Annotated in this window: 16 protein-coding genes; 10 read left to right on the plus strand and 6 right to left on the minus strand. The window is 42.2% G+C overall.

What is annotated here, in order from left to right; genetic code table 11:
* The first annotated feature begins 71 nt into the window (after positions 1-71).
* Positions 72-1,115, plus strand: coding sequence for an agmatinase family protein (locus IE164_RS09675; protein WP_189630010.1), 1,044 nt, complete (start codon positions 72-74; stop codon positions 1,113-1,115).
* Between the two features lie 101 nt (positions 1,116-1,216).
* The gene (locus tag IE164_RS09680; protein WP_373298986.1) at positions 1,217-2,626 is read left to right on the plus strand and encodes an alanine/glycine:cation symporter family protein; all 1,410 of its coding nucleotides are present in this window, start codon (positions 1,217-1,219) and stop codon (positions 2,624-2,626) included.
* Between the two features lie 11 nt (positions 2,627-2,637).
* Here IE164_RS09680 and IE164_RS09685 read toward each other — a convergent pair whose 3' ends face one another.
* Positions 2,638-3,225 carry a TlpA family protein disulfide reductase gene (locus tag IE164_RS09685; protein ID WP_189630012.1) on the minus strand — a complete coding sequence of 196 codons (588 nt, stop codon included), beginning with the start codon at positions 3,223-3,225 and terminating at the stop codon, positions 2,638-2,640.
* Between the two features lie 150 nt (positions 3,226-3,375).
* Between IE164_RS09685 and IE164_RS09690 the strand changes: the two genes are divergently transcribed.
* Complete coding sequence (locus tag IE164_RS09690) at positions 3,376-3,777, plus strand: DUF4399 domain-containing protein (RefSeq protein ID WP_189630013.1); 402 nt, start codon at positions 3,376-3,378, stop codon at positions 3,775-3,777.
* Between the two features lie 686 nt (positions 3,778-4,463).
* Here IE164_RS09690 and IE164_RS09695 read toward each other — a convergent pair.
* Entirely contained in the window at positions 4,464-5,357 is an 894-nt protein-coding gene (locus IE164_RS09695; protein ID WP_189630014.1) for a 3-hydroxybutyryl-CoA dehydrogenase, read from the minus strand.
* A gap of 439 nt (positions 5,358-5,796) precedes the next feature.
* Between IE164_RS09695 and IE164_RS09700 the strand changes: the two genes are divergently transcribed.
* Positions 5,797-6,474, plus strand: a complete 678-nt coding sequence (locus tag IE164_RS09700; protein ID WP_189630015.1) for a copper homeostasis protein CutC — start codon at positions 5,797-5,799, stop codon at positions 6,472-6,474.
* On the opposite strand, the gene IE164_RS09705 is transcribed toward IE164_RS09700, so the two are convergent.
* Positions 6,459-7,538, minus strand: a complete 1,080-nt coding sequence (locus tag IE164_RS09705) for an endonuclease/exonuclease/phosphatase family protein (protein ID WP_189630016.1) — start codon at positions 7,536-7,538, stop codon at positions 6,459-6,461. The two genes, IE164_RS09700 and IE164_RS09705, sit on opposite strands and share 16 nt — an antisense overlap.
* A 77-nt stretch (positions 7,539-7,615) precedes the next feature.
* Between IE164_RS09705 and IE164_RS09710 the strand changes: the two genes are divergently transcribed.
* A complete protein-coding gene (locus IE164_RS09710; RefSeq protein ID WP_189630017.1) occupies positions 7,616-8,452 on the plus strand; it encodes a CvfB family protein in 837 nt (278 codons plus the stop codon).
* A gap of 238 nt (positions 8,453-8,690) precedes the next feature.
* Here IE164_RS09710 and IE164_RS09715 read toward each other — a convergent pair whose 3' ends face one another.
* The 3 genes from IE164_RS09715 to IE164_RS09725 all read right to left on the minus strand — a co-directional run bounded on the left by IE164_RS09715 (position 8,691) and on the right by IE164_RS09725 (position 11,681).
* Positions 8,691-9,053 (minus strand): hypothetical protein, encoded by a 363-nt coding sequence (locus tag IE164_RS09715; RefSeq protein WP_189630018.1) that lies wholly within the window; start codon positions 9,051-9,053, stop codon positions 8,691-8,693.
* 3 nt (positions 9,054-9,056) lie between these two features.
* Positions 9,057-10,295 (minus strand): sterol desaturase family protein, encoded by a 1,239-nt coding sequence (locus IE164_RS09720; protein ID WP_189630019.1) that lies wholly within the window; start codon positions 10,293-10,295, stop codon positions 9,057-9,059.
* A gap of 159 nt (positions 10,296-10,454) precedes the next feature.
* Positions 10,455-11,681: a sterol desaturase family protein gene (locus IE164_RS09725; RefSeq protein ID WP_189630020.1), complete on the minus strand. Its 1,227-nt coding sequence runs from the start codon at positions 11,679-11,681 to the stop codon at positions 10,455-10,457.
* Between the two features lie 485 nt (positions 11,682-12,166).
* Here IE164_RS09725 and IE164_RS09730 point away from each other — a divergent pair, with 485 nt between their 5' ends.
* The 5 genes from IE164_RS09730 (at position 12,167) to IE164_RS09750 (ending at position 21,086) form a co-directional block, all read left to right on the plus strand.
* Positions 12,167-12,637, plus strand: a complete 471-nt coding sequence (locus IE164_RS09730; RefSeq protein ID WP_189630021.1) for a hypothetical protein — start codon at positions 12,167-12,169, stop codon at positions 12,635-12,637.
* A 150-nt stretch (positions 12,638-12,787) separates the two neighbouring features.
* Positions 12,788-14,653, plus strand: coding sequence for a DNA topoisomerase IV subunit B (locus IE164_RS09735; RefSeq protein ID WP_189630022.1), 1,866 nt, complete (start codon positions 12,788-12,790; stop codon positions 14,651-14,653).
* A gap of 290 nt (positions 14,654-14,943) precedes the next feature.
* The gene (locus IE164_RS09740; RefSeq protein ID WP_189630023.1) at positions 14,944-17,649 is read left to right on the plus strand and encodes a DNA gyrase/topoisomerase IV subunit A; all 2,706 of its coding nucleotides are present in this window, start codon (positions 14,944-14,946) and stop codon (positions 17,647-17,649) included.
* A gap of 151 nt (positions 17,650-17,800) precedes the next feature.
* The gene (locus IE164_RS09745) at positions 17,801-18,490 is read left to right on the plus strand and encodes a TrmH family RNA methyltransferase (RefSeq protein ID WP_189630024.1); all 690 of its coding nucleotides are present in this window, start codon (positions 17,801-17,803) and stop codon (positions 18,488-18,490) included.
* Between the two features lie 85 nt (positions 18,491-18,575).
* Positions 18,576-21,086, plus strand: a complete 2,511-nt coding sequence (locus IE164_RS09750) for a DUF5686 and carboxypeptidase-like regulatory domain-containing protein (RefSeq protein ID WP_189630025.1) — start codon at positions 18,576-18,578, stop codon at positions 21,084-21,086.
* Positions 21,087-21,165: the final 79 nt, after the last annotated feature.

Here is a 21,165-nt window from a genome sequence, read left to right on the forward strand (position 1 = left end):
CTATGTTAGAAACACCAATGGTCTAACCCATTTAGTTGGGTTAGATTATTTAGGTCTTAAAAGACAACCCTATGACAAATGCTGATGATTTTAACCCCAATAATGTGGGAGTGAAGGGCACCCTGTTTGGCTTGCCCTACAGTACTGAAGATGCTAAAATTGTGGTTATTCCTGTGCCTTGGGATGTAACTGTTTCCTATGGAGCGGGCACATCTGATGGTCCTGAGGCCATTTTGGAGGCTTCTTCTCAATTAGATTATGAGCAGCCCGATGTAAAGGAAGCCTGGAAAATTGGAGTGGCCATGGCCGAAATACCGGAAGTATGGTATTCTTTGGGCAAAGAGCTAAGGGCCAAGTCAGAACAATATATTGAGTGGCTTGAAGAGGGGAGCGACCCGGAACAGGAAGAGTACATGCTCAAAATTCTTGCAGAAGTGAATAGAGAGTGTGCTCAACTTATGGAATATGTAGAACAGGAATGCACCTACTGGCAAGAGCAGGGTAAACTTACCGTGCTACTGGGAGGAGATCATAGTACGCCTTTGGGCCATATAAGAATGTGCGCCAAAAGGCATGCTAATCTGGCCATTTTGCAAATAGATGCTCATGCCGATTTGCGCATAGCTTATGAGGGCTTTGAATACTCGCACGCAAGCATTATGTACAATGCCCTAAAGACTCCGGAGATAAAAAAACTGGTACAGGTGGGCATTAGAGATTATTGTGAGCAAGAGGCCGAAATGGTCAGAAATTCTAAAGGAAGAATTGTTTCATTTTACGACCAGCTTATAAAAGAACAGCAATACAGGGGTGAAAGCTGGGATGCTATCTGTGAAAAAATTATTGCTGAGTTACCCGATAAACTATACCTCTCTTTCGATATTGATGGCTTAGATCCTAAGTTATGCCCCAACACAGGAACGCCCGTTCCCGGTGGTTTTGAATTCGAACAAGTAATGTATCTCATTAAGAAAGCGGTACAGTCTGGTAAGAAAATAGTAGGTGCCGATCTGAATGAGGTTTCTCCCGGAGAAGATGAGTGGGATGCCAATGTTGGAGCGAGAGCCCTATACCGGGTCATCAATCTGATGGCTATGAGCCAGGGGCTGATATAATTGTGAGTACCCCAAATACTTACTGCAAAGAATAGTAGTTGGTGATTGCCTCATTAAGTACTATAATAGCGTTTTAACCAAAAATAATTACGGTGGATTTTATTCAAGATGCTGTTTCTGGCTTTGCCGGTTGGATATGGGGTGTTCCGCTCCTTATTTTACTAATTGGTGGTGGGCTTTTCTTTATGGTCTACAGCCGGTTTATGCCCTTTCTCTACTTTAAGCACGCCATATTGGTGTTGCTAGGTAAATACGATGAGAAAGACAAAGAGGGACAAATAAGTCATTACGAGGCTCTTTCAACAGCTCTGGCAGCCACAGTGGGCATGGGCAATATTTCAGGAGTTGCCGTGGCCATTACTATGGGAGGTCCCGGGGCGATCTTCTGGATGTGGGTTTCGGCATTTTTTGGTATTGCTACTAAGTTCTTTACCTGTACGTTGGCGGTTATGTACCGAGGGCGAGATTCTGAAGGTGAAGTGAGGGGAGGGCCAATGTATGTTATAACGGAAGGTCTTGGTCAGAAGTGGAGACCATTGGCGGTTTTCTTCTGTATTTTTGCACTAGTGGGGGCCTTACCCATCTTTCAGGCCAACCAACTCACAGCAGCTCTCAATACTGTTTTGGGGCCAAATATTGGCTACGATCCTGCCAATTCGTTTACTTTTTTAGGTGCTCAGATATCTTACGCTTCGCTTACCATAGGTGCAATACTTACGGTATTGGTTTCAACCGTAATTTTTGGAGGAATTAAAAAGATAGGCAAAGTGGCTGCTCGCATGGTGCCTTCAATGGTGGTACTTTACTTTATTTTGGTGGTGTACATATTACTTCAGAATGTGGGTGAAATTCCGGGGATTTTTGCTGCTATACTCGATGAAGCATTCACCGGCAGTGCCATTTTAGGTGGAGGTGTTGGTGCAGTTATCATTGTGGGAGCAAAACGTGCAGCCTTTTCCAATGAGGCAGGTATTGGTACGGCACCAATGGTGCATGGTGACACTAAAACAGACGAACCGGTAAGAGAAGGGTTAGTAGCTATGCTGGGTCCGGCAATCGATACTTTGCTGGTCTGTACCTTAACAGCGTTGGTTATTTTGGGCACCGGAGTGTATGAAGAATTCGTAGGGGCCGAAGATACGGGCTTGCTGGGGGTTACTCTCACACTTAAGGCATTCAATGCTGCCATTCCCGGTGTTGGGGGATACCTCCTGGGGCTTTGTATTCTGGTTTTTGCGGTAAGCTCCTTGCTTTCCTATTCGTACTATGGAGTAAAGTGTATGTCGTTTATGTTTGGTGCCAAACGAGGCGATTTGTATAACTACATCTACATTGGCACTATCATTTTGGGAGCCGTTACCTCATTGGGTTTTGTGGTAAACCTCATTGACAGTGGTTTTGCTTTAATGGCTATTCCCACCATGATATCGGCCATCATATTAGCGCCTAAGGCATGGGCAGCATCGCAAGATTACTTCGCACGGCTGAAACGGGGTGACTTTAAGCGATAGGGGAATAGCTTTTATTTTCGAAGCAGGCGCTCAAAGCGTTTCGTGTTATAATTGGCCATTCCGGTTTTCTTAACAACTATTTTACCGTCTTTAGAAATTACAAAAGTGGTGGGCACTACTCCCGTTTCATATACTGTGGGCAGCTGGCTGGCAAGTTGATGAATGGGAAGGTCAAACCCTTTGTCGGCTATCCAGTCTTTGGCTTTTTGAAAATCGCGGTCTTCAGAGATCATCAGAAAGACAACATCTTTATCGTCTTTGACTTTTTCGTAAAGCGCATTAATACCGGGCATTTCGGCCACACAGGGGGCACACCATGTGGCCCAAATATTCATAAAAATAGTTTTCCCTTTGAGAGTTTGTGCGCTCACTATCTGACCCGACTCGTTGGTGAATTTAAAGTTGTAGTTGGCCTCTTTTATTGCCATTTCATCTAGTTCCCGTGCGTTCATTATACCGGTATAGAGCACCGCTTGCTGCACTTTTCCAAAGACTTTGGCTTGAGATCCGGTAAGGTAAATGACTGCAAAAACGACCAGAATGATAGCTAATTCAATGAAATCGCGTCTGGTAGGTTTTTTCTTTTTAGGGCCTTTCATGGTATAGTGACAACTTCCGGTTAAACTAAGTTCAAACTATTGACATGAGCAATACATATGCTTATAGAAATAAATGAAACCTTCGTCAACAAGCTTTGTTAATGTACTGAACTTAGTGGCTATTTTAGAGCGCAAAACCAAAAACGAGATATGAGATTTTTGAAAAACTATTCATTATTAATTGTAGTTGCCCTTATTGTTTCAGCGTGTGGTCAGAAGGAGGGGGTTTATTTTGTGAACCTGACCGATGGTCAGGAAGTGTCTTCCACTGTATTGGTAGAAATGGGAGTAAATGGAATGGAAGTAGAACCTGCTGGTGAAATAAACAAAGGAAAGGGGCATCATCATATAATTATTGATGGCGGTTATATGAAAACCGGAGAAACTATTCCGGCTAATGAAACACATATTCATTATGGCAAAGGCCAAACAGAGGCTACCATTGAGTTAAGCCCGGGTAAGCATACCTTAACTCTTCAGTTTGCAAACGGAATCCATCAGTCGTATGGAGAAGCCTGGAGCAAGACCATTACGGTGAATGTGAAAGACTAAATTAGTTTATAGGGTACATAGTTAGATCACATAGGAGTAATGGGGCCATTTGAGCTGCAAACTGTGTCTTTGCAGCGACTTATAAGAGCCATTCGTGAAGACACAAATGGAGGAAAAGTGTTGGGCCATATGCCATGCGACTTACGTAAATAACCCTAATAGCTATTTGCTATATAAAAAGGGGAACAGCCGGTGTGTCTGGCAGTTCCCCTTTTTTATGTAATACCTATAGTTCACACCAATTGCTCATTGGTGAAATACATATGACTAATGAGTGAGTGTAACTGGGTTCAACTCTTAGTTAGCCGCAAAATGGTTTAATTTTATTTTAGGGTTACTCATTTAGATCGCATTTGTAGATCCAGTATAGCCACAAGCTGTGTTCTCACAGCGTCTTTTAACAGCCATTTGTGAAGACACAAATAGAGGCAAGGTTAAGAAATATACTTCTTGCGACTTAAGTAACCTGAGTTAGATGAAAGTAAGTAGTAAAATATCCCCTCTTAGGACGTCATTGCGGAATTTTCCTGTGAAAACTTCACATACGCAAAGGAAAATATCCGCAATCTCATTTAGGCTCTTTTGAGATACCGGATAAAACAGCCCTTTTTGAGAGTTTAAGGCCTGTTTTTCCGGCATGACGTTCTTTTCGTACATCGAACTCAGGTTAAGTGAGTAACCCGATTTTATTTTTTGCTGAACTGGCCGGAAACCACAAGGTCTTTGGTTCCATGAGACCAGTCGTAGAATCCTTCACCCGATTTGACTCCCAGATATCCGGCAGTAACCATGTTAACAAGCAGCGGACACGGAGCATATTTCGGGTTGCCAAAACCTTCGTAAAGTACATTCATAATGGAAAGGCAAACATCCAAACCGATGAAATCAGCTAATTGCAAAGGCCCCATCGGATGAGCCATTCCAAGTTTCATTACAGTATCAATTTCTTCAACTCCGGCCACACCTTCAAAAAGAGAGATAATGGCTTCGTTAATCATTGGCATTAAAATGCGGTTGGAAATAAAACCGGGATAGTCGTTTACCTCTACAGGCACCTTGCCCAGCTTTTTAGAGGCCTCCATTATCTGCTGAGTTACTGCATCGGAAGTAGCATAGCCTCTGATTACTTCTACCAGCTTCATAACCGGCACGGGGTTCATAAAGTGCATACCAATTACCTTATCGGCCCTTTTGGTTACTGACCCAATCTTGGTAATTGGAATTGAAGACGTATTGGAGGCAAGAATGCATTCCGGTTTGGTAAAAGACTCCAGGTCTTCAAATATTTTCAGTTTAATGTTAACGTTTTCGGTTGCAGCTTCAACCACCAAGTCGGCCTGTGCCACACCAGACTTCAGGTCAGTGTAAGTAGTAATGTTAGAAAGTGTAGCATTTTTTGTGGCCTCATCAATCTTTTCTTTGGCCAGCATTCTATCTAAATTCTTTTCAATGGTTTTCAGGGCTCTGTTCAGGGCCTCTTGCGATATATCTACCAGGTTTACTTTAAATCCACTCTGAGCAAAAACATGGGCTATGCCGTTACCCATAGTACCAGAACCAATCACTGAAATATTCTCCATTTGCTAATCTTTAGGTTTGTTTATATTTGTACAAATATAATTGCATCATCTACTTTTAACCTGCGATCGGTGTAAGGAATTGATTAAATATCCAAAAAGGCCTCTTAATAGGTTATGACAAGATTTTTCTTTAAAAATACCATAGCCCCAAAGGAAAGCGTATGCCACTGTATTTGACATACCATTCACAGGCCACTGGACGAATTAATATCTGCTTTCCCGTATTATATACTTTTCTGTGATCCGGATTGGAGTACTTTGTTATTTTCGAAAATGGAATAGGGTTACTTAATTTTGGATCACATATAAGTGAATAGACAGCATAAAGTCACGCGGTGTCTTTACAGCGTTTTGTAAGGATCATTTGTGAAGACACAAACCATGGCAAAATGTTGAAAAATATGCCATACTTCTTAAGTAACTCCTAAAAATACCAGATATGCCCTTATTAGAAATTTGTGCCGGTAGTGTGGAATCGGCCTTAAATGCCAATGCGGCCAAAGTCGATAGAATTGAATTGTGTGCCGAACTTTCTGTAGGCGGGCTTACGCCCAGTAAAGGGATGATTCATTTGGTGAAGGAGATGGTGGGTATCCCTGTCTATGTGTTGATCAGGCCAAGGTCCGGAGACTTTTGTTACTCTTTGCTAGAGTTAGAACAGATGAAAGAAGATGTGGCGTTTTGTAGCAAAATGGGCTGTGAAGGAGTGGTGATTGGGGCGCTTACTCCCGATAGAAAAATACACGAAAGGATGACGTATGAACTCATGCAGGAGGCTGGCTATATGGACGTAACTTTTCATAAGGCCTTTGATGAAACAGTAAATCCTTTTGAGGCATTGGATACCCTTCGTGAATTGGGAATTCAAAGAGTACTTACCTCAGGAGGGGCCGCTACTGCTCTGGCGGGCTACGACAGGTTAGGGGAGTTAATAGAGGAAGCCGATGATGACCTAATCATTATGCCCGGAGGAGGCATTCGGTCGGAGAACATTAAACATTTACTTTCACTTGAAGCCCAGGAATATCATAGTGCTGCCTTGTTGCCCGGCCAAAAGCACACCTCCAAAGAGGAGGTCAAGGCTATGCTAGACTGTTTGCGTCAATTGTCCGTATAGCGCAATACCAAGTCTAATAAAATGGGTAAATGATCGCTATAACCTCCCAGATATTGTGGTCCCTGGTACGTCCTGAAGGGTCTGGTAGCACCTGTTGCGCCTTCTGTTAAGAGAAAGTCCAAGTCGAAAATTTGAGCCGTGCGTTTGAATACGGAGGTACGGCCACCACCTTTCAGGAGGTTTCCCGATACTATAAACTGATCTAGAATACCCCATTTATTTTCGAAACTGTGAGTACCTGCCTGATAGCGAATCGGGTACATAAGATTAAACAGATCGGTGCTTGCTGTTTGTTCTATTTCGGTTTTAACGCGCAAACCGGTAATCATACTTTCTTCTTCAGGTTCATCATTAAAGTCGCCCCCTATAATGATATTGGCCCCGGGGTTAACACTTAGTATAGAGTCTGCTTTAGCCCTAACAAGCTGAGCTGCGAATAGGCGTTTAGGTTGTGTCTCAAACTCACCGCCAAATTTGGATGGCCAGTGATTCACAAAATAATGCAAGGTATCGCCATTGGGTAGTTCGCCAATCACATGAAGTATATCACGGGTTCTGCTTGCTGTGTCAAAAGGAAACCGAACGGGGTAGTAGAAGTAATCGATAAGTTTGAATTTATCGGGGCGGTAAATGGCGGCTACATCAATGCCCCTGCGGTCTTTCGAGTCTTGATGAATAATTTCATAACTCACTGATTTTAGTGGGGTAAACTGAGTGAGTGTGGTGAGAACGTATTGGTTTTCCACTTCACAAAACCCGATAAGCTCGGGAGCTTCCCAGCCGCCCATAGCCACTATGGTTTTGGCCAGTTTTTGTTGTTTTGCTAAGTAGCGGTCTTTTGTCCAGCGATTGCCACCACGAGGTAAAAATTCATCGTCAAGCGTGGTACTATCGTCAAAATAGTCGAAAAGATTTTCTACGTTGTAAAAAGCTACCCGAAAGCGTTCTGTTCCTCTAAAACTGCCGTCAAAAGCTTCTGAAGCCAAAAAGTGCTTCTGGGCTACTGAAGGAGTGTAGAGGTTGCAAAGGAGGAAAATAATGAGTGTGTTTCGGAATAGTTTCAAAGCAATTGAGAATTGGCTGCCGATTAATGGTACTTTTGCATTGGTATTCAAAATACGAATAGATTGACGAATTCATTATGGAAATAGGGAAAATTCAAGAGCTGGAAATTGCCAGAGAAGTAGATTTTGGTTGCTACCTCACCGATGGTAAAGAAGAAGTACTGATTCCTGCAAAATATTTACCGGAACAATACGAGATTGGAGACAAACTAAAGGTGTTTGTTTACACAGATCATATGAGCCGACCCATTGCTGTTACCCGGTGGCCCTATGGTCAGGTTGGTGAAATCGTTGGGTTGAAAGTAAAACAGATAACCGATTTTGGAGCTTTTGTAGACAACGGACTAGAGAAGGATCTTTTGGTGCCCAAAAAAGAACAGCATGCCGACATGCGTGAAGGAGGGCAGTATGCAGTTATGATATTGCTAGACTATAAGACCAATCGCATGATAGGTTCAACCAAAATTGCTGGCTTCGTTTCTGACACTGCCGGTGGTCTGGAAGAAGGGCAGGAGGTAAAACTCGTTATATGGCAAAAAACAGACCTGGGGTATAAAGTAGTGATCAATAGTGAGTATGTGGGGCTTGTCTATGACAATGAAATTTTTGAAGACATTAGGTTGGGCGATAACCGCCTGGGTTACATAAAGCACATTAGAGAAGACGGAAAGATAGATGTGAGCCTGCAAAAGCAGGGCTATGAGGCTGTGCTCGATATGTCTGATTCGGTATTGAATGCCCTTAGAGAAGCAGGAGGAAGTCTTGCCCTGGGCGATAAGAGTTCTCCTGAAGAGATTCAGCAGGCCTTTGGAATGAGCAAAAAGAACTTTAAAAAGGTGCTCGGAGGGTTGTATAAAGCCGGGCACATAGAAATATTCGACAGAGAAATAAAGCTTAAAAAGGCGGAAGGTTAACTTGAGGAGCAGTTAACCTTCCCTAAACTACCTATAAAACTAAAACTAACCTAAGCTAATTTATCTTACTGACGCGGCAGTGTATAACGATTGCACAAATGCCAATAAAGCAGTTAGCTTGATAATCTATGTCTTTAAGTTATGAATATTTTGGTTATTGAAAAATTATATTCTTCAAAAAAATCTATTGAAGAAATTTCCTTTGACAATCTGCTTAAATACTAAAATTTTAGTTGTTTTAGCGAATATCCACTTCGTTCGCTATTCCCAGGGCGGTAAACCGAATGCGCAACATTCTGGGGTCTTCGGCCGGGCCTCCATCACATTTTTCGGAGGGGTCTATGGCATAGATATAATAGGTTTGGCTTCGTTCGTATAGTTCTTCTGTTTCAGGAGCTCCCAGTGCTTTAATTATACTTTTCTGATAGAGCCCCAACAATTTGGGTTTTACTTCAAAAATTTGGTCAATCATTTGAGCCCTGTCGCCTTTACATCCATTGGGATCACCCTTCCAGGTTTCAACATTAAAATTGCCCAAGTCGGCTGTTTTGGTACAGCTCAAAGAAGCAAATACCATTAAACACATCAGAACTTTCTTCACAGTTTAGGAATTCGTGGGTTGTACAATGGCCTTTTTAATGGCAAAGAACCAAATGGCCGTGCCAAAGATATAGGTTGCTAAACTAGCAGACAGTATGGTATGGTCTAAAATATGAGGAAATAATACCAGAAGACTGGTTGGAATGGCCACCAAACGGAAAATTTCCAGCCAACTAACCCACTTTCTACCCTCGAACATTGCACCAAAACTTACAGTTGATACTATAATTATTAGTGCCAGTACCAGTTTTTGAATCATTTGGTTTTCAAAAGTCTCAAGATTAAACAAGAAAAGCGCAGTGCCAGCTAGCAAAACTATGTATTGCACCAGCACATAGGCATTCACCACCTTTGCAGCATGCAAATCGAATTTACGGTAGGAGGTTCGGTCTATGTCGTACGGAGCTCTGTATCCGCCAAGATAGTCGGGCAACCAACCCGGCTTTTGAAATACATAGCGTAGCCTATCACTCCATTTCGGAATGGTTCGCATATCGCGCAGCATGTCAGAGTAGTGGGCCACATTCGCCCAAACAGGGTTCCAACTGTTCAGGTTTTTGGTGATTCCGTAGGTAGGTCTCTCTTCTTCTTGCTTAAAAGTGCCAAAGAGCCGGTCCCAGATTATAAAAGTACCTCCATGATTTTTATCAATATACTTTGGGTTCCGTGCATGATGCACCCTGTGATGCGAGGGGGTATTGAATATGGCTTCGAACCATTGCGGAAGCTTGTTGATGGATTCCGTGTGTATCCAGAATTGGTATAACAGATTAAAGCCTGAGACCGAGAGAAGTATTAGCGGATGAAAACCCACCAGTGCCATGGGGGTGTAAAAGATGAAAGTCCAGATGGTTTGAGTAGAACTTTGCCGAAGGGCCACAGAAAGGTTGTACTCTTCGCTTTGATGATGCACACTATGGCCACCCCAAAACAGGTTTACTTCGTGGCTCATGCGATGGGCCCAGTAATAGAAAAAATCATAGGCTATAAAAGCTACAATCCAGGTGAGTACCGAGTTTTCAATAGTAATAAACCTGAATCTTTCGAAGATGAATGTGTAAAAGCCTATGGTAAATACTTTCAGAAAGGCCCCGCTAACCTGTGATGTAACACCACAATTAATATTGGTAATGGCATCGTTGAGTCTATAAGAACGAATAGACTGAAATCGATGAGCAACCAACTCCAGACCAATTAAGAGAAAATATACCGGAATGGCTATTATAGTAGGATCCAGACTCATACCGGTGACTTTTAGAATTTGTTAAATAGTTAAAGTTACTCATTCAGTCACATAGAAGTAAGTATATATTCACAATGCCATGTAAGAGTTATTTGTAAAGCTACAAATGGTGGCAAAGTGTGAAAACATACGCCATGCGCCTGAAGTAGTTCTAATATATTATTTCTGCGCCAAAAGAGCCAATCTGCCTTTTATTTGGATAAACCAGATTAATGAAATAATAAGATAAGCAATGGCTATCAATGATGCCACAGTCAACCACTTTGAGTAGAAGAGAGAAATAAAGGCTATTGGAACAGCGATCAACCTTATAAACTCAATAAGTCGGCTCCACTTTCTGTTTTCGAATAAAAAGCCGAAAGAGGCTACAGAAAAGATTATGAACAAGGCAGAAATGATTTTTTTAGAAATCTCCAGTTCGTTCACATAGTACAGAAAAAACATTGTTGAAGTCATCAGTACCAGAAATTGGAAGCTTACGTAAAAGTTGAGCCTTACAGAGGTACGGTTTTCAAACTTTTCATAAGCCGGGTGAATATCAGGAGCTTTTTCAAACCCTCCCATATATTCAGGTTTCCAGCCGGGCTTTTTAAATAGTAGTCTAACCTTATCCTTTACGGAAGGGACACGTTTTAAATCGCTCAAAATGGCAGAATAGTGGGCAAAGTTAGCCCAAACGGGATTCCAGCTTTTCAGAGGCTTGGTTATACCATAATGAGGCGGTTCATCTTCCTTTTCAAAAGTCTTAAATAACCTGTCCCAGATTATCAGTGTGCCGGCATGGTTTTTATCAATGTACTTGGGGTTTCGGGCGTGGTGTACTCTGTGGTGCGATGGTGTATTGAAAATGAACTCGAACCATCTTGGCATCTTTTTGATCGATTCTGTGTGTATCCAAAATTGGTAAACGAGGTTTAAGCCCTGAGAAGTGATAAATACAATAGGGTCTATTCCTGCAAGGGCCAGAGGAAGATAAAACAAGAAAGTCCATAGAATTTGAGTAGAGCTTTGCCTTAAAGCCACCGATAGGTTGTATTCTTCACTTTGATGATGAACACTATGACCACCCCAGAACAAATTAATTTCATGGCTAAGTCGGTGTGCCCAGTAATACATAAAGTCAAAGAACACAAAGGCCAAAGGGAAGGCCCACCAGACAATTGGGATATTGAAAAAGCCAAATTTTTCTTCGATAAGCGTATAGGCACTAAAAAGGGTAACCAGCAAAAAGGCTCCCGTAATCTGAGAAACAACTCCGCAGTTAATGTTAGTCATAGCATCTTTCAGCCTATATGACTTATGCTTTTTTAGACGCAGCACAATAAACTCAAAGCCTATAAGCAGGAAGTAGATCGGTATGGCAATTACAGTTGGATTAATATTCATTCGTTAGAAACTCATTAATAGAAAATACAGGAAGAATTTTGCGTAAAGTAAATGGTCAATGTTACAGGAATCGTTCGCTAATCGGGCTTTACGTTCGTAAAAAGGAACTATATCAGCTAAGTGGAAAAGAATCATTTTGAAACTCTATAAAATTAAGAGTTTTAAAATTCAAATGAATGATTTTTGAAATATCCTGAACCTTCAATCACGTATACTCTATTATCGGCTTACTCATTTAGATCGCATTTGTTAGATCCAGTATACTTGCCATAAGCTGTGTCCTCACAGCGTCCTTTAACAGCCATTTGTGAGGACACAAATGGAGGCAAGGTTCAGAAATATAATTCTAGCGACTTAAGTAAGTAACCCTATTTTATTATCCTTTAATTAAAGTGTTACAAATGCAATATCTTTTAACTTTGGCCCCCAATTGATTTGAAGTACGGTTTCAATAGTACATTTCACATCAATTTGAGGGAAGAGATATGGATAAGTTTATAGGGTTTTTCAGAACAGTCAGTTACGTATTATTCACAGCAGCCTTGTTATGGTCCTATGCCTACATGGTAGGGCAGGTTACCTATCGGTTCGATACTCAGGGAAATCCAATTTATGCGGTAGACAGAAATACCTATTTCTTTGGTGCATTGGCTATTTTCATTTTGACCAATGTTGTTTGCTCCGTGTTCATACAAACGCTCAAGAAAATTAAAACCACCGAAGATGGTTCAGGATTGAGAAATAGAAGCCTTAAGCTGGATCTAATAACCTGGACTAAAGGTTTTGCAGGAATTGTCAACCTTTTCTTTGGCCTCATTATGTTTTTCCTTGGTTTAATGAACCTGGCTGAATCGCAGCAATCTAAAACCCTTGGATTCTATGTATATCTGGGGCCAATTCTGATAGTAGTGTGGTTTTTCTACCTGGCGTACTTACTGGGAAAGAGTAGATCATAGACTAACTCGCTCATTTTCAGAAGGCACCTTTAACGAAATTCTAATGCCTTTTTAGGACACGTGCATTTTTAGAATTTTAGTTCTAACTTCCGCTTTTGTTGTATGCAAAAGTGCATCACATGCTTCTAACCTAAGTAGTTGAAATTCTGAATGGCAGATCAAGTAGCGAATTATACCGAAGATAGTATTCGGTCCCTCGATTGGAAAGAACACATAAGACTACGACCCGGTATGTATATCGGAAAATTGGGCGATGGATCGGCCCAAGACGATGGTATCTATGTACTGGTAAAAGAAATTATCGATAATAGTATCGATGAACACATGATGGGCTTCGGTAAGACCATCGATGTGAAAGTATCCGAACACAAAGTAGAAGTAAGAGATTACGGTCGTGGTATACCTTTGGGAAAAGTTGTAGACTGTGTTTCCAAGATCAACACCGGAGGAAAATACGATAGTGGGGCCTTTCAAAAATCGGTAGGACTGAATGGAGTAGGTACAAAGGCCGTAAATGCTTTGTCTACCTATTTTAAAGTGCAGTCTTATAGAGACGGTAAAACCAAAGTAGCAGAGTTTGAGAGAGGGGAGATCGTAAACGATGCTAAGGAAACAACCACTAGTGCAAGAAACGGTACTCAGATAGTCTTTAGGCCCGATGAGACCATTTTCAAAAATTACCACTTTATTCCCCAATACCTGGACGATCTCATTTGGAACTATTGCTTCCTCAATGCCGGGTTGACCATTAACTTCAACGGAGTAAAATATCATTCGGAAAAAGGCTTGTACGATCTTCTTTCGCGTAAAACCGATGTAGATAGCCTCAGGTATCCCATTATTCACCTGAAGGGAGACGATATTGAAATAGCGCTTTCGCATACCAACCAATACGGTGAGGAATACTATTCATTCGTAAATGGGCAATACACTACACAAGGGGGGACACACCAGGCCGCTTTGAGAGAAGCGCTGGTAAAAACCATTCGTGAGTTTTACAATAAAAACTTCGATGCAACTGATGTTCGGGCATCCATAGTAGGTGCCATAGCTGTTCGAGTGCAAGAGCCTGTGTTTGAGTCACAAACCAAGACAAAACTAGGCTCGCAAAACGTGGCTCCCGATGGTCCAACCATGCGGACTTTTGTGAACGATTTTGTGAAGAAAGCCCTCGATGACTATTTGCATAAGGACTCAAAAACAGCCGATGCCCTGTTAAAACGTATTCTTCAGTCGGAAAGAGAACGTAAAGAAATTGCCGGTATTAAGAAGCTGGCCAACGAAAGAGCTAAGAAAGCAAACCTGCACAACAAAAAACTCAGAGACTGTCGTATTCATTTGGACGATAAAAAGGCCGATGAAGACTTGCGCAATGCAACCACTCTCTTTATAACAGAGGGCGACTCGGCCAGTGGTTCAATCACCAAGTCTCGCGATGTGCAAACCCAGGCAGTTTTTAGTTTGCGAGGTAAGCCGCTCAACTGCTACGGACAAACCAAAAAAGTGGTCTATGAAAATGAGGAGTTCAACCTGCTGCAGCACGCACTCAATATTGAAGACGGCCTGGACGGTTTGCGTTACGATAAAATTGTGATTGCCACCGATGCTGATGTAGACGGCATGCACATTAGACTGCTGCTGCTAACTTATTTCTTGCAATTTTTCCCCGATTTGGTGAGGAGAGGGCACGTCTATATTCTCGAAACCCCTTTGTTTAGGGTGAGAAACAAGAAAGAGACCATCTATTGCTACAGCGATGAAGAGCGCAGAGCAGCTATTGCCAAGCTGGGAAATAAGCCGGAGATTACACGATTCAAGGGGTTGGGCGAAATTTCTCCTGATGAGTTTAAAGGGTTTATTGGTCCTGACATGCGTCTAGAACCCATCATCCTTAAAAAAGAAACCAGTATTAAAGAAATACTAAGCTTCTACATGGGCAAAAATACTCCCGACAGGCAAGACTTCATTATAGAAAACCTACGCATTGAGAAAGATCTGGCCGAGGAGGTAGCCTAAGTGTGGGCTTCTCATTGGTCCGGGCAATGCAAAAGTCTTTCCCCAGTCTTTTTGATTGTGCGAAGGATGAATGAAGACAGATTGGGAGTTTGAGACAAGAAGCTGATTGTTGAAATAAAACCGGTAGAAATACCGAGCCATATAATTTAGAACCTGGCGTTGAGTGGCCCATCAATTGGGGTAACCATGAGCCTGGAGATAAAAAGTAACTCCGTTTTGTTAAAGGACGGTCTGAATAGAATTGTGAGTAAACTTTAACCTTTTGCGCTCTTTGCGCACTTTGCGGTAAAATGAGTGAAGAAAATTTAGAAAACATCAACGAAGAAGATGGTGAAATCAAAGAGGTTATTCCCGTTTCGGGCATGTACCAAAATTGGTTTCTCGACTATGCTTCCTATGTAATTTTAGAAAGGGCTGTTCCGGCCATAGAAGATGGACTGAAACCTGTTCAGAGGCGCATAATGCACTCCATGAAAGAAATGGACGATGGCCGTTTCAATAAGGTTGCCAATATCATTGGTCAAACCATGCAGTATCATCCTCATGGAGACGCCTCTATTGGCGATGCCATTGTAAACCTTGGTCAGAAAGACTTACTAATTGAAACTCAGGGTAACTGGGGAGACATTCGTACTGGAGACAGTGCAGCAGCTCCCAGGTATATTGAAGCACGTCTTTCCAAGTTTGCACTGGAGGTAGTGTTCAATCCGCAAACCACCAACTGGCAGTTGTCTTACGATGGCCGTAAAAAAGAGCCCATCACCCTGCCCGTTAAGTTTCCGTTGCTGTTGGCTCAGGGAGTAGAGGGTATTGCAGTAGGACTTTCTACTAAAATTCTACCCCACAATTTTAACGAACTCATTCAGGCCTCTATTAAAATACTGCAAGGCAAGAAGCCTAAAATTTACCCTGACTTTCCTACGGGCGGTATGGCCGATTTTTCAGAATACAATGAAGGGCTCAGGGGAGGTAAGGTAAAAGTGAGGGCCAAAATAGAAGAGCTCGACAAAAAAACGCTGATCATCAAAGACATTCCTTTTGGCACTACAACCACCAGTCTTATAGACTCCATTATAAAAGCCAACGATAAGGGAAAAATTAAGATTAAGAAGGTAATAGACAACACGGCCGAACATGTAGAAATACTTATTGAACTGGCTGCCGGTCAGTCACCTAATATCACCATAGATGCTCTATACGCTTTTACCGATTGTGAAGTAAGTATTTCACCCAATGCTTGTGTAATTATCGATGAAAAGCCACGATTCATAAGTGTCAATGAAATCTTAAAGCTTAATACAGATCAAACAGTCGATCTGTTAAGGCAGGAGTTGGAGATTAGGAAAGGAGAGTTGCTGGAGAAGATTCTCTTTTCATCACTCGAAAAGATTTTCATTGAAAACAGGATTTATCGCGATATAGAAGAATGCGAAACCTGGGAGTCTGTTTTAGAAACCATAGACAAAGGACTTGATCCATTCAAAGCCGATTTTTATCGTGAAATTACCACCGATGATATTATAAGGCTCACCGAAATTAAGATCAAGCGAATCTCCCGTTTCGATTCGTTTAAGGCCGATGAGCTCATGCGGAAGCTGCAGGAGGAGTTGGCTGAAGTTGAACATAACCTTGCCAACCTGGTAGACTATGCCATTGCCTACTATCAGAATCTTTTGGATAAATATGGCAAGGGGCGTGAGCGTAAAACAGAAATCAAGTCATTCGAAAATATTGCAGCTACGGTAGTAGCTGCCAACAATGCCAAACTCTACGTAAACCGTGCTGAAGGCTTTATTGGCTATGGCCTAAAGAAAGATGAGTATGTATGCGAATGCTCTGATATTGATGATATTATCGTTTTCAGAAAAGACGGAAAGTTTCAGGTAGTAAGAATTTCCGACAAAGTATTTGTAGGGAAAGACATACTCTACGCGGGCGTCTTTAATAAGAACGATGAGCGCATGGTTTATAACATGATGTACCTTGATGGTAAAACCGGGCGCACCATGGTAAAACGTTTTCAGGTATTAGCCATAACCCGCGATAAGGAATACGACCTGACCAAAGGAGCAAGAGGTTCTAAAATATTGTACTTTACAGCCAACCCCAATGGCGAGGCTGAGCTGGTGACCGTTTTCCTCACATCAGGCTGCAAAGCCCGCATCAAGGTTTTCGATTTCAACTTTGCCGATATTGAGATTAAAGGAAGAGGAGCCGGAGGTAATATTGTTACGCGCTATCCCGTGCGTAAAATTCAGCTCAAAATGGAAGGCAAGTCTACCCTTGGAGGCTTAGATATTTGGTATGATGATGCGGTGGGTCGATTGAATCGGGATGAAAGGGGCGAGCTGCTCGGTAATTTTCAGGCCGATGATAAAATACTGGTTATTTATAACAATGGTGAATATGAACTCACCAGCTTTGACCTGACTAACCGCTATGAACCGGATAAGATTCACCTCATTGAGAAGTTCGATCCACAAAAACCTATTGCCGCTGTTCATTATGATCCGGCATCGGCTCAGCACTACATTAAAAGGTTTCAGATAGAAACTTCCACTATGGACAAGCGCTTCTGTTTCATTAGTGAAGAAAAGGGAGCAAAATTGTTACTGGCTACCACCGAGGAGTCTGCTCAACTGGAAGTACACTATACTGTTAAAGGTTCGCGAGAGCGGAAGACCTCTGTCTTTGACATTGATATGCTTATAGACGTAAAAGGCTGGAAGGCTACCGGAAATAAACTTTCTCCGCACTCGGTAAAAAAAGTAGTGCTGCTTAGCGATAAGAAGCAAAAAACAAAAGAAGAACCCGAAGCTGAGCAAAAAGATGAACCAAAGGAGGGCCCGGCAGAGGCAAAACCTGAGGCTGATAAAGCCAAGCCTGCCGATGACAGCTCAAAGCCGGAAAAGGTAGACCCCAAGCCATCTGGAAAAAAGGGAGGAGAAGATAAAACAGGAGGATATAATGTGGGCGAAACCATCGACCTGTTTTAGTAGGTAAGGCCTGCCGGAATAGGTATAAATAGGGGTATTAGGGCAGCGAGGTTGTTTACTTGGCACAAACACATAAACCTTTAGGGTTAAGGTTCAATAATATTGTTTGTTCATCTACTGAGCTGTCGGGTTATCCCTGACAGCTTTTTTTATGAAAGAGAAAGTAAATTTAGAGCTATTGCGTTATTTGGAGGGCTTTGTTACCCCCAACAAGATTAAGCTCATACAAGAGGTTTTGGCACATCGAACCCGACACGTAAGTGTTGTAATGGAAGATTTTTACCATTCGCAAAATGCCAGTGCCGTTATGCGCACCTGCGATTGCTTTGGAGTGCAGGATGTGTACATAACTCAGAGGCTGCACGATTATAACGTGAACCCCAATGTGGTAAGAGGTGCCTCCAAATGGCTTTCGATTCACAAGTTTGATCGTGAGGAGCAGAGCACCCGAAAGTGCTTTAAAGAACTGCGAAGTAAGAATTATCGCATAGTGGGTACAACCCCAAACCCCAATTGTGCATCTATATATGAGTTAGATTTAGAGCAACCGCTGGCTGTGGTTTTTGGAACCGAAAAACAAGGGCTTTCAGACTATGCCAAACAGGAGGTAGACCAATTGGTGTATATTCCTATGTATGGATTTACAGAGTCTTTCAATGTTTCGGTGAGCGCAGCACTTATTTTAAATGAATTGGTCAACAGGCTAAAAAAATCTGCCATACCATGGCAGCTTAGCCAGGAAGAAAAACACACACTGACATTCGAATGGTATCAGCAAATTGTAAAGAGGTCCGACCTGCACATCAAAAACTTTTTGCAGGAACAATCCGGCAAGAAGTGACGTTGTGCACATTATCTGTTCAATCCAGTTACTTTTTATCCGGCCATAACGTTACACTAAAGTTCTACAACCAAAAAATTCAAAATTGAAAACAACCATTTGTTCGGTTCTGTTGGCCTTGTGGTGCATAAGCCACTGTGTCTTTGGTCAGACCATTATAGAAGGAAAGGTTACTGATGCAGAAACAGGAGACCCAATACCCTTTGCCAGCGTGTACTTTCAAGGGACGACCATTGGTGTTCCAACCGATTTTGATGGTTTTTATCGTATAAAAGGTGAGGCCAAAAGCGATACCTTGGTGGTTTCCTACATTGGCTATGAAACCAAAACAAAGGCTTACCAAAAAGGAGTAACCCAAACCATTAATTTTCAGCTCAATCCTGAAGCAACCGCTTTGAGCGATTTTGTGGTAACAGCCGGGAAAGTAGAAAATCCGGCCTTTGATATACTTAGGCAGGTAATGGATCATAAACCCATGAACGACAAGCGCAGGTTAGCTGCCTATGAGTTTGATAGCTACAACAAAATTGAAATTGATGTAGACAATATTTCAGATAAGCTGAGGCAAAAGAAGTTTATGAGAAAAATTGCGGCAGTCCTAGACTCCATAGAGGTTATTGCAGGAGAAGACGGAAAGCCCATTTTGCCCCTTTTTATTTCCGAATCGCTATCAAGATACTATTATCGGTCCGACCCTAGACTTTCTAAAGAAGAAGTGCTCAAAACCAAAATAACCGGGGTGGGTATTGAAGACGGAAGTCTAATTTCACAAGTCATAGGTTCATCCTTTCAGCAATACAATTTTTACCAAAACCGAATGAATATTGTTGAGAAGGAGTTTGCCTCGCCCATTGCCGATGGCTGGAGAATTCTCTATGACTATGTGCTGGAAGATTCGGTGACTATTGGTGGAGAGTTTTGTTACCTGCTCGATTTTAAACCTAAAAACGATCAGGAGCTGGCCTTTGTAGGTAAAATGTGGATTACCAAAAGAGATTTTGCCATAAAACAAATAGATGCTACGGTGCAGCGTACGGCCAATCTTAATTTTATTGAGAAAATTAAAATTCAACAAGAATTAGACAGGGTAGAAAACGGAGCCTGGTTGCCGGTAAAAACCCGTGTGCTTGTAGATGTGGCCGAAATAACCAATAAATCGGCCGGTTTCCTGGCTAAATTCTATACCTCCAACCAAAACCTGAGAGTTACAGAACCAAGAGATACCCGGTTCTTTGACCGTGCTATTGAACTTTCGGAGCAATCGCGCGAATATGATGAAAGCTTTTGGGAGCAAAACCGACACGATAAGCTCACTCCAACAGAGATTAATGTAATCTCTATGATTGATACCCTTAAAAACATACCCATAGTAAAAACATGGACCACTCTGGCCAAAACCTTTGCCAGAGGTTATGTGGAGGTAGGGGCGTTCGATCTGGGGCCATGGCCCTTTTTACTCGGAAACAATAATATTGAAGGATGGCGTGTTCGTGTGGGAGGAAGAACCAATGAGCACTTTAGCCGAAGATGGCAGTTCAATGGCTACATGGCTTATGGTTTCGATGACGAGAAGTACAAATATGGCTTGGGAGCCACTTGGATTGCTGACCGAAACAACTGGACTACCTTCAATGTCAATTACCGAAAAGACATAGATCAGTTCGGAATTCAACCCGATGCCCTTACCGATATTGATGGTGGAACTGCCTTTTTGGCCCTTACTCAACTAGGAAATCTCGTTCGGCCGTTTAGATACGAAAGTTATCAATTAGGAGCTTTCAGGCAGTTTTCGCGTGCCTTTTCAGCCGGAATTTTACTTACCAACAAAAGCTTTCAGCCGGAATTCGATTTTAGGTACAGAACCAATTTGGAGAAACCCGATAGCCCCTTAGGGACAGATTTCTCTACCTCAGAAGTAACGCTGAGGTTAAAATATGCCAGAGACGAATCGTTCATTATAAACGACAACAGTCGAATAAGTCTGGGAACCTTGCGCTGGCCCATGTTTATGGCTTCGGTTACCCGTGGCTTTAAGGGAGTGGCAGGAGGAGATTTTGACTATACAAGAATTAATCTTGGTGTTCAGCAGAGGCTCAAGCTTGGCTTCTGGGGAGTTTCCAACTACCAGATCAATGCCGGCCATACTTTCGAAGACCTGCCATATACTCTATTGAACGCCCATATTGGAAACGAACAAATTGTGTATACCACCATAGCCTTCAATACCATGCAGTTCTATGAGTTTGTGAGTCAGTCATACGCCTCTTTACGTTATCAGCACCAGTTTGGTGGGTTCATCCTCAACCGGGTTCCGTTAGTTAGAAAACTAAAGTGGCGACTAGTAGGTACGGGCAATATTCTTTTTGGCGGAGTGAGTCAAAGCACCCTGGATGTGCAGGCACTAACCGATGAAAATGGAAACTCTCTGCCACAGTTTGATGTGCTGGAAAACGGACGGCCTTTTGCCGAAGTTGGGGTTGGGGTAGAAAATATTTTTAAGTTCTTTAGGGTAGACTATATCAGGCGCCTTACCTATCTGGAAAATCCAGGTGTCGAAAAATCAGCCATAAAGTTTAGCTTTAATCTTAGTCTCTAGTTATAAAATCAGTGCTTAGCACAAGGCTATGCAGATTTAAATTGCATATTTGCAGCCTGAATAGATTTTAACCCAAACT

The sequence above is a fragment of the Roseivirga thermotolerans genome, assembly GCF_014653175.1.
Lineage (GTDB): Bacteria > Bacteroidota > Bacteroidia > Cytophagales > Cyclobacteriaceae > Roseivirga > Roseivirga thermotolerans.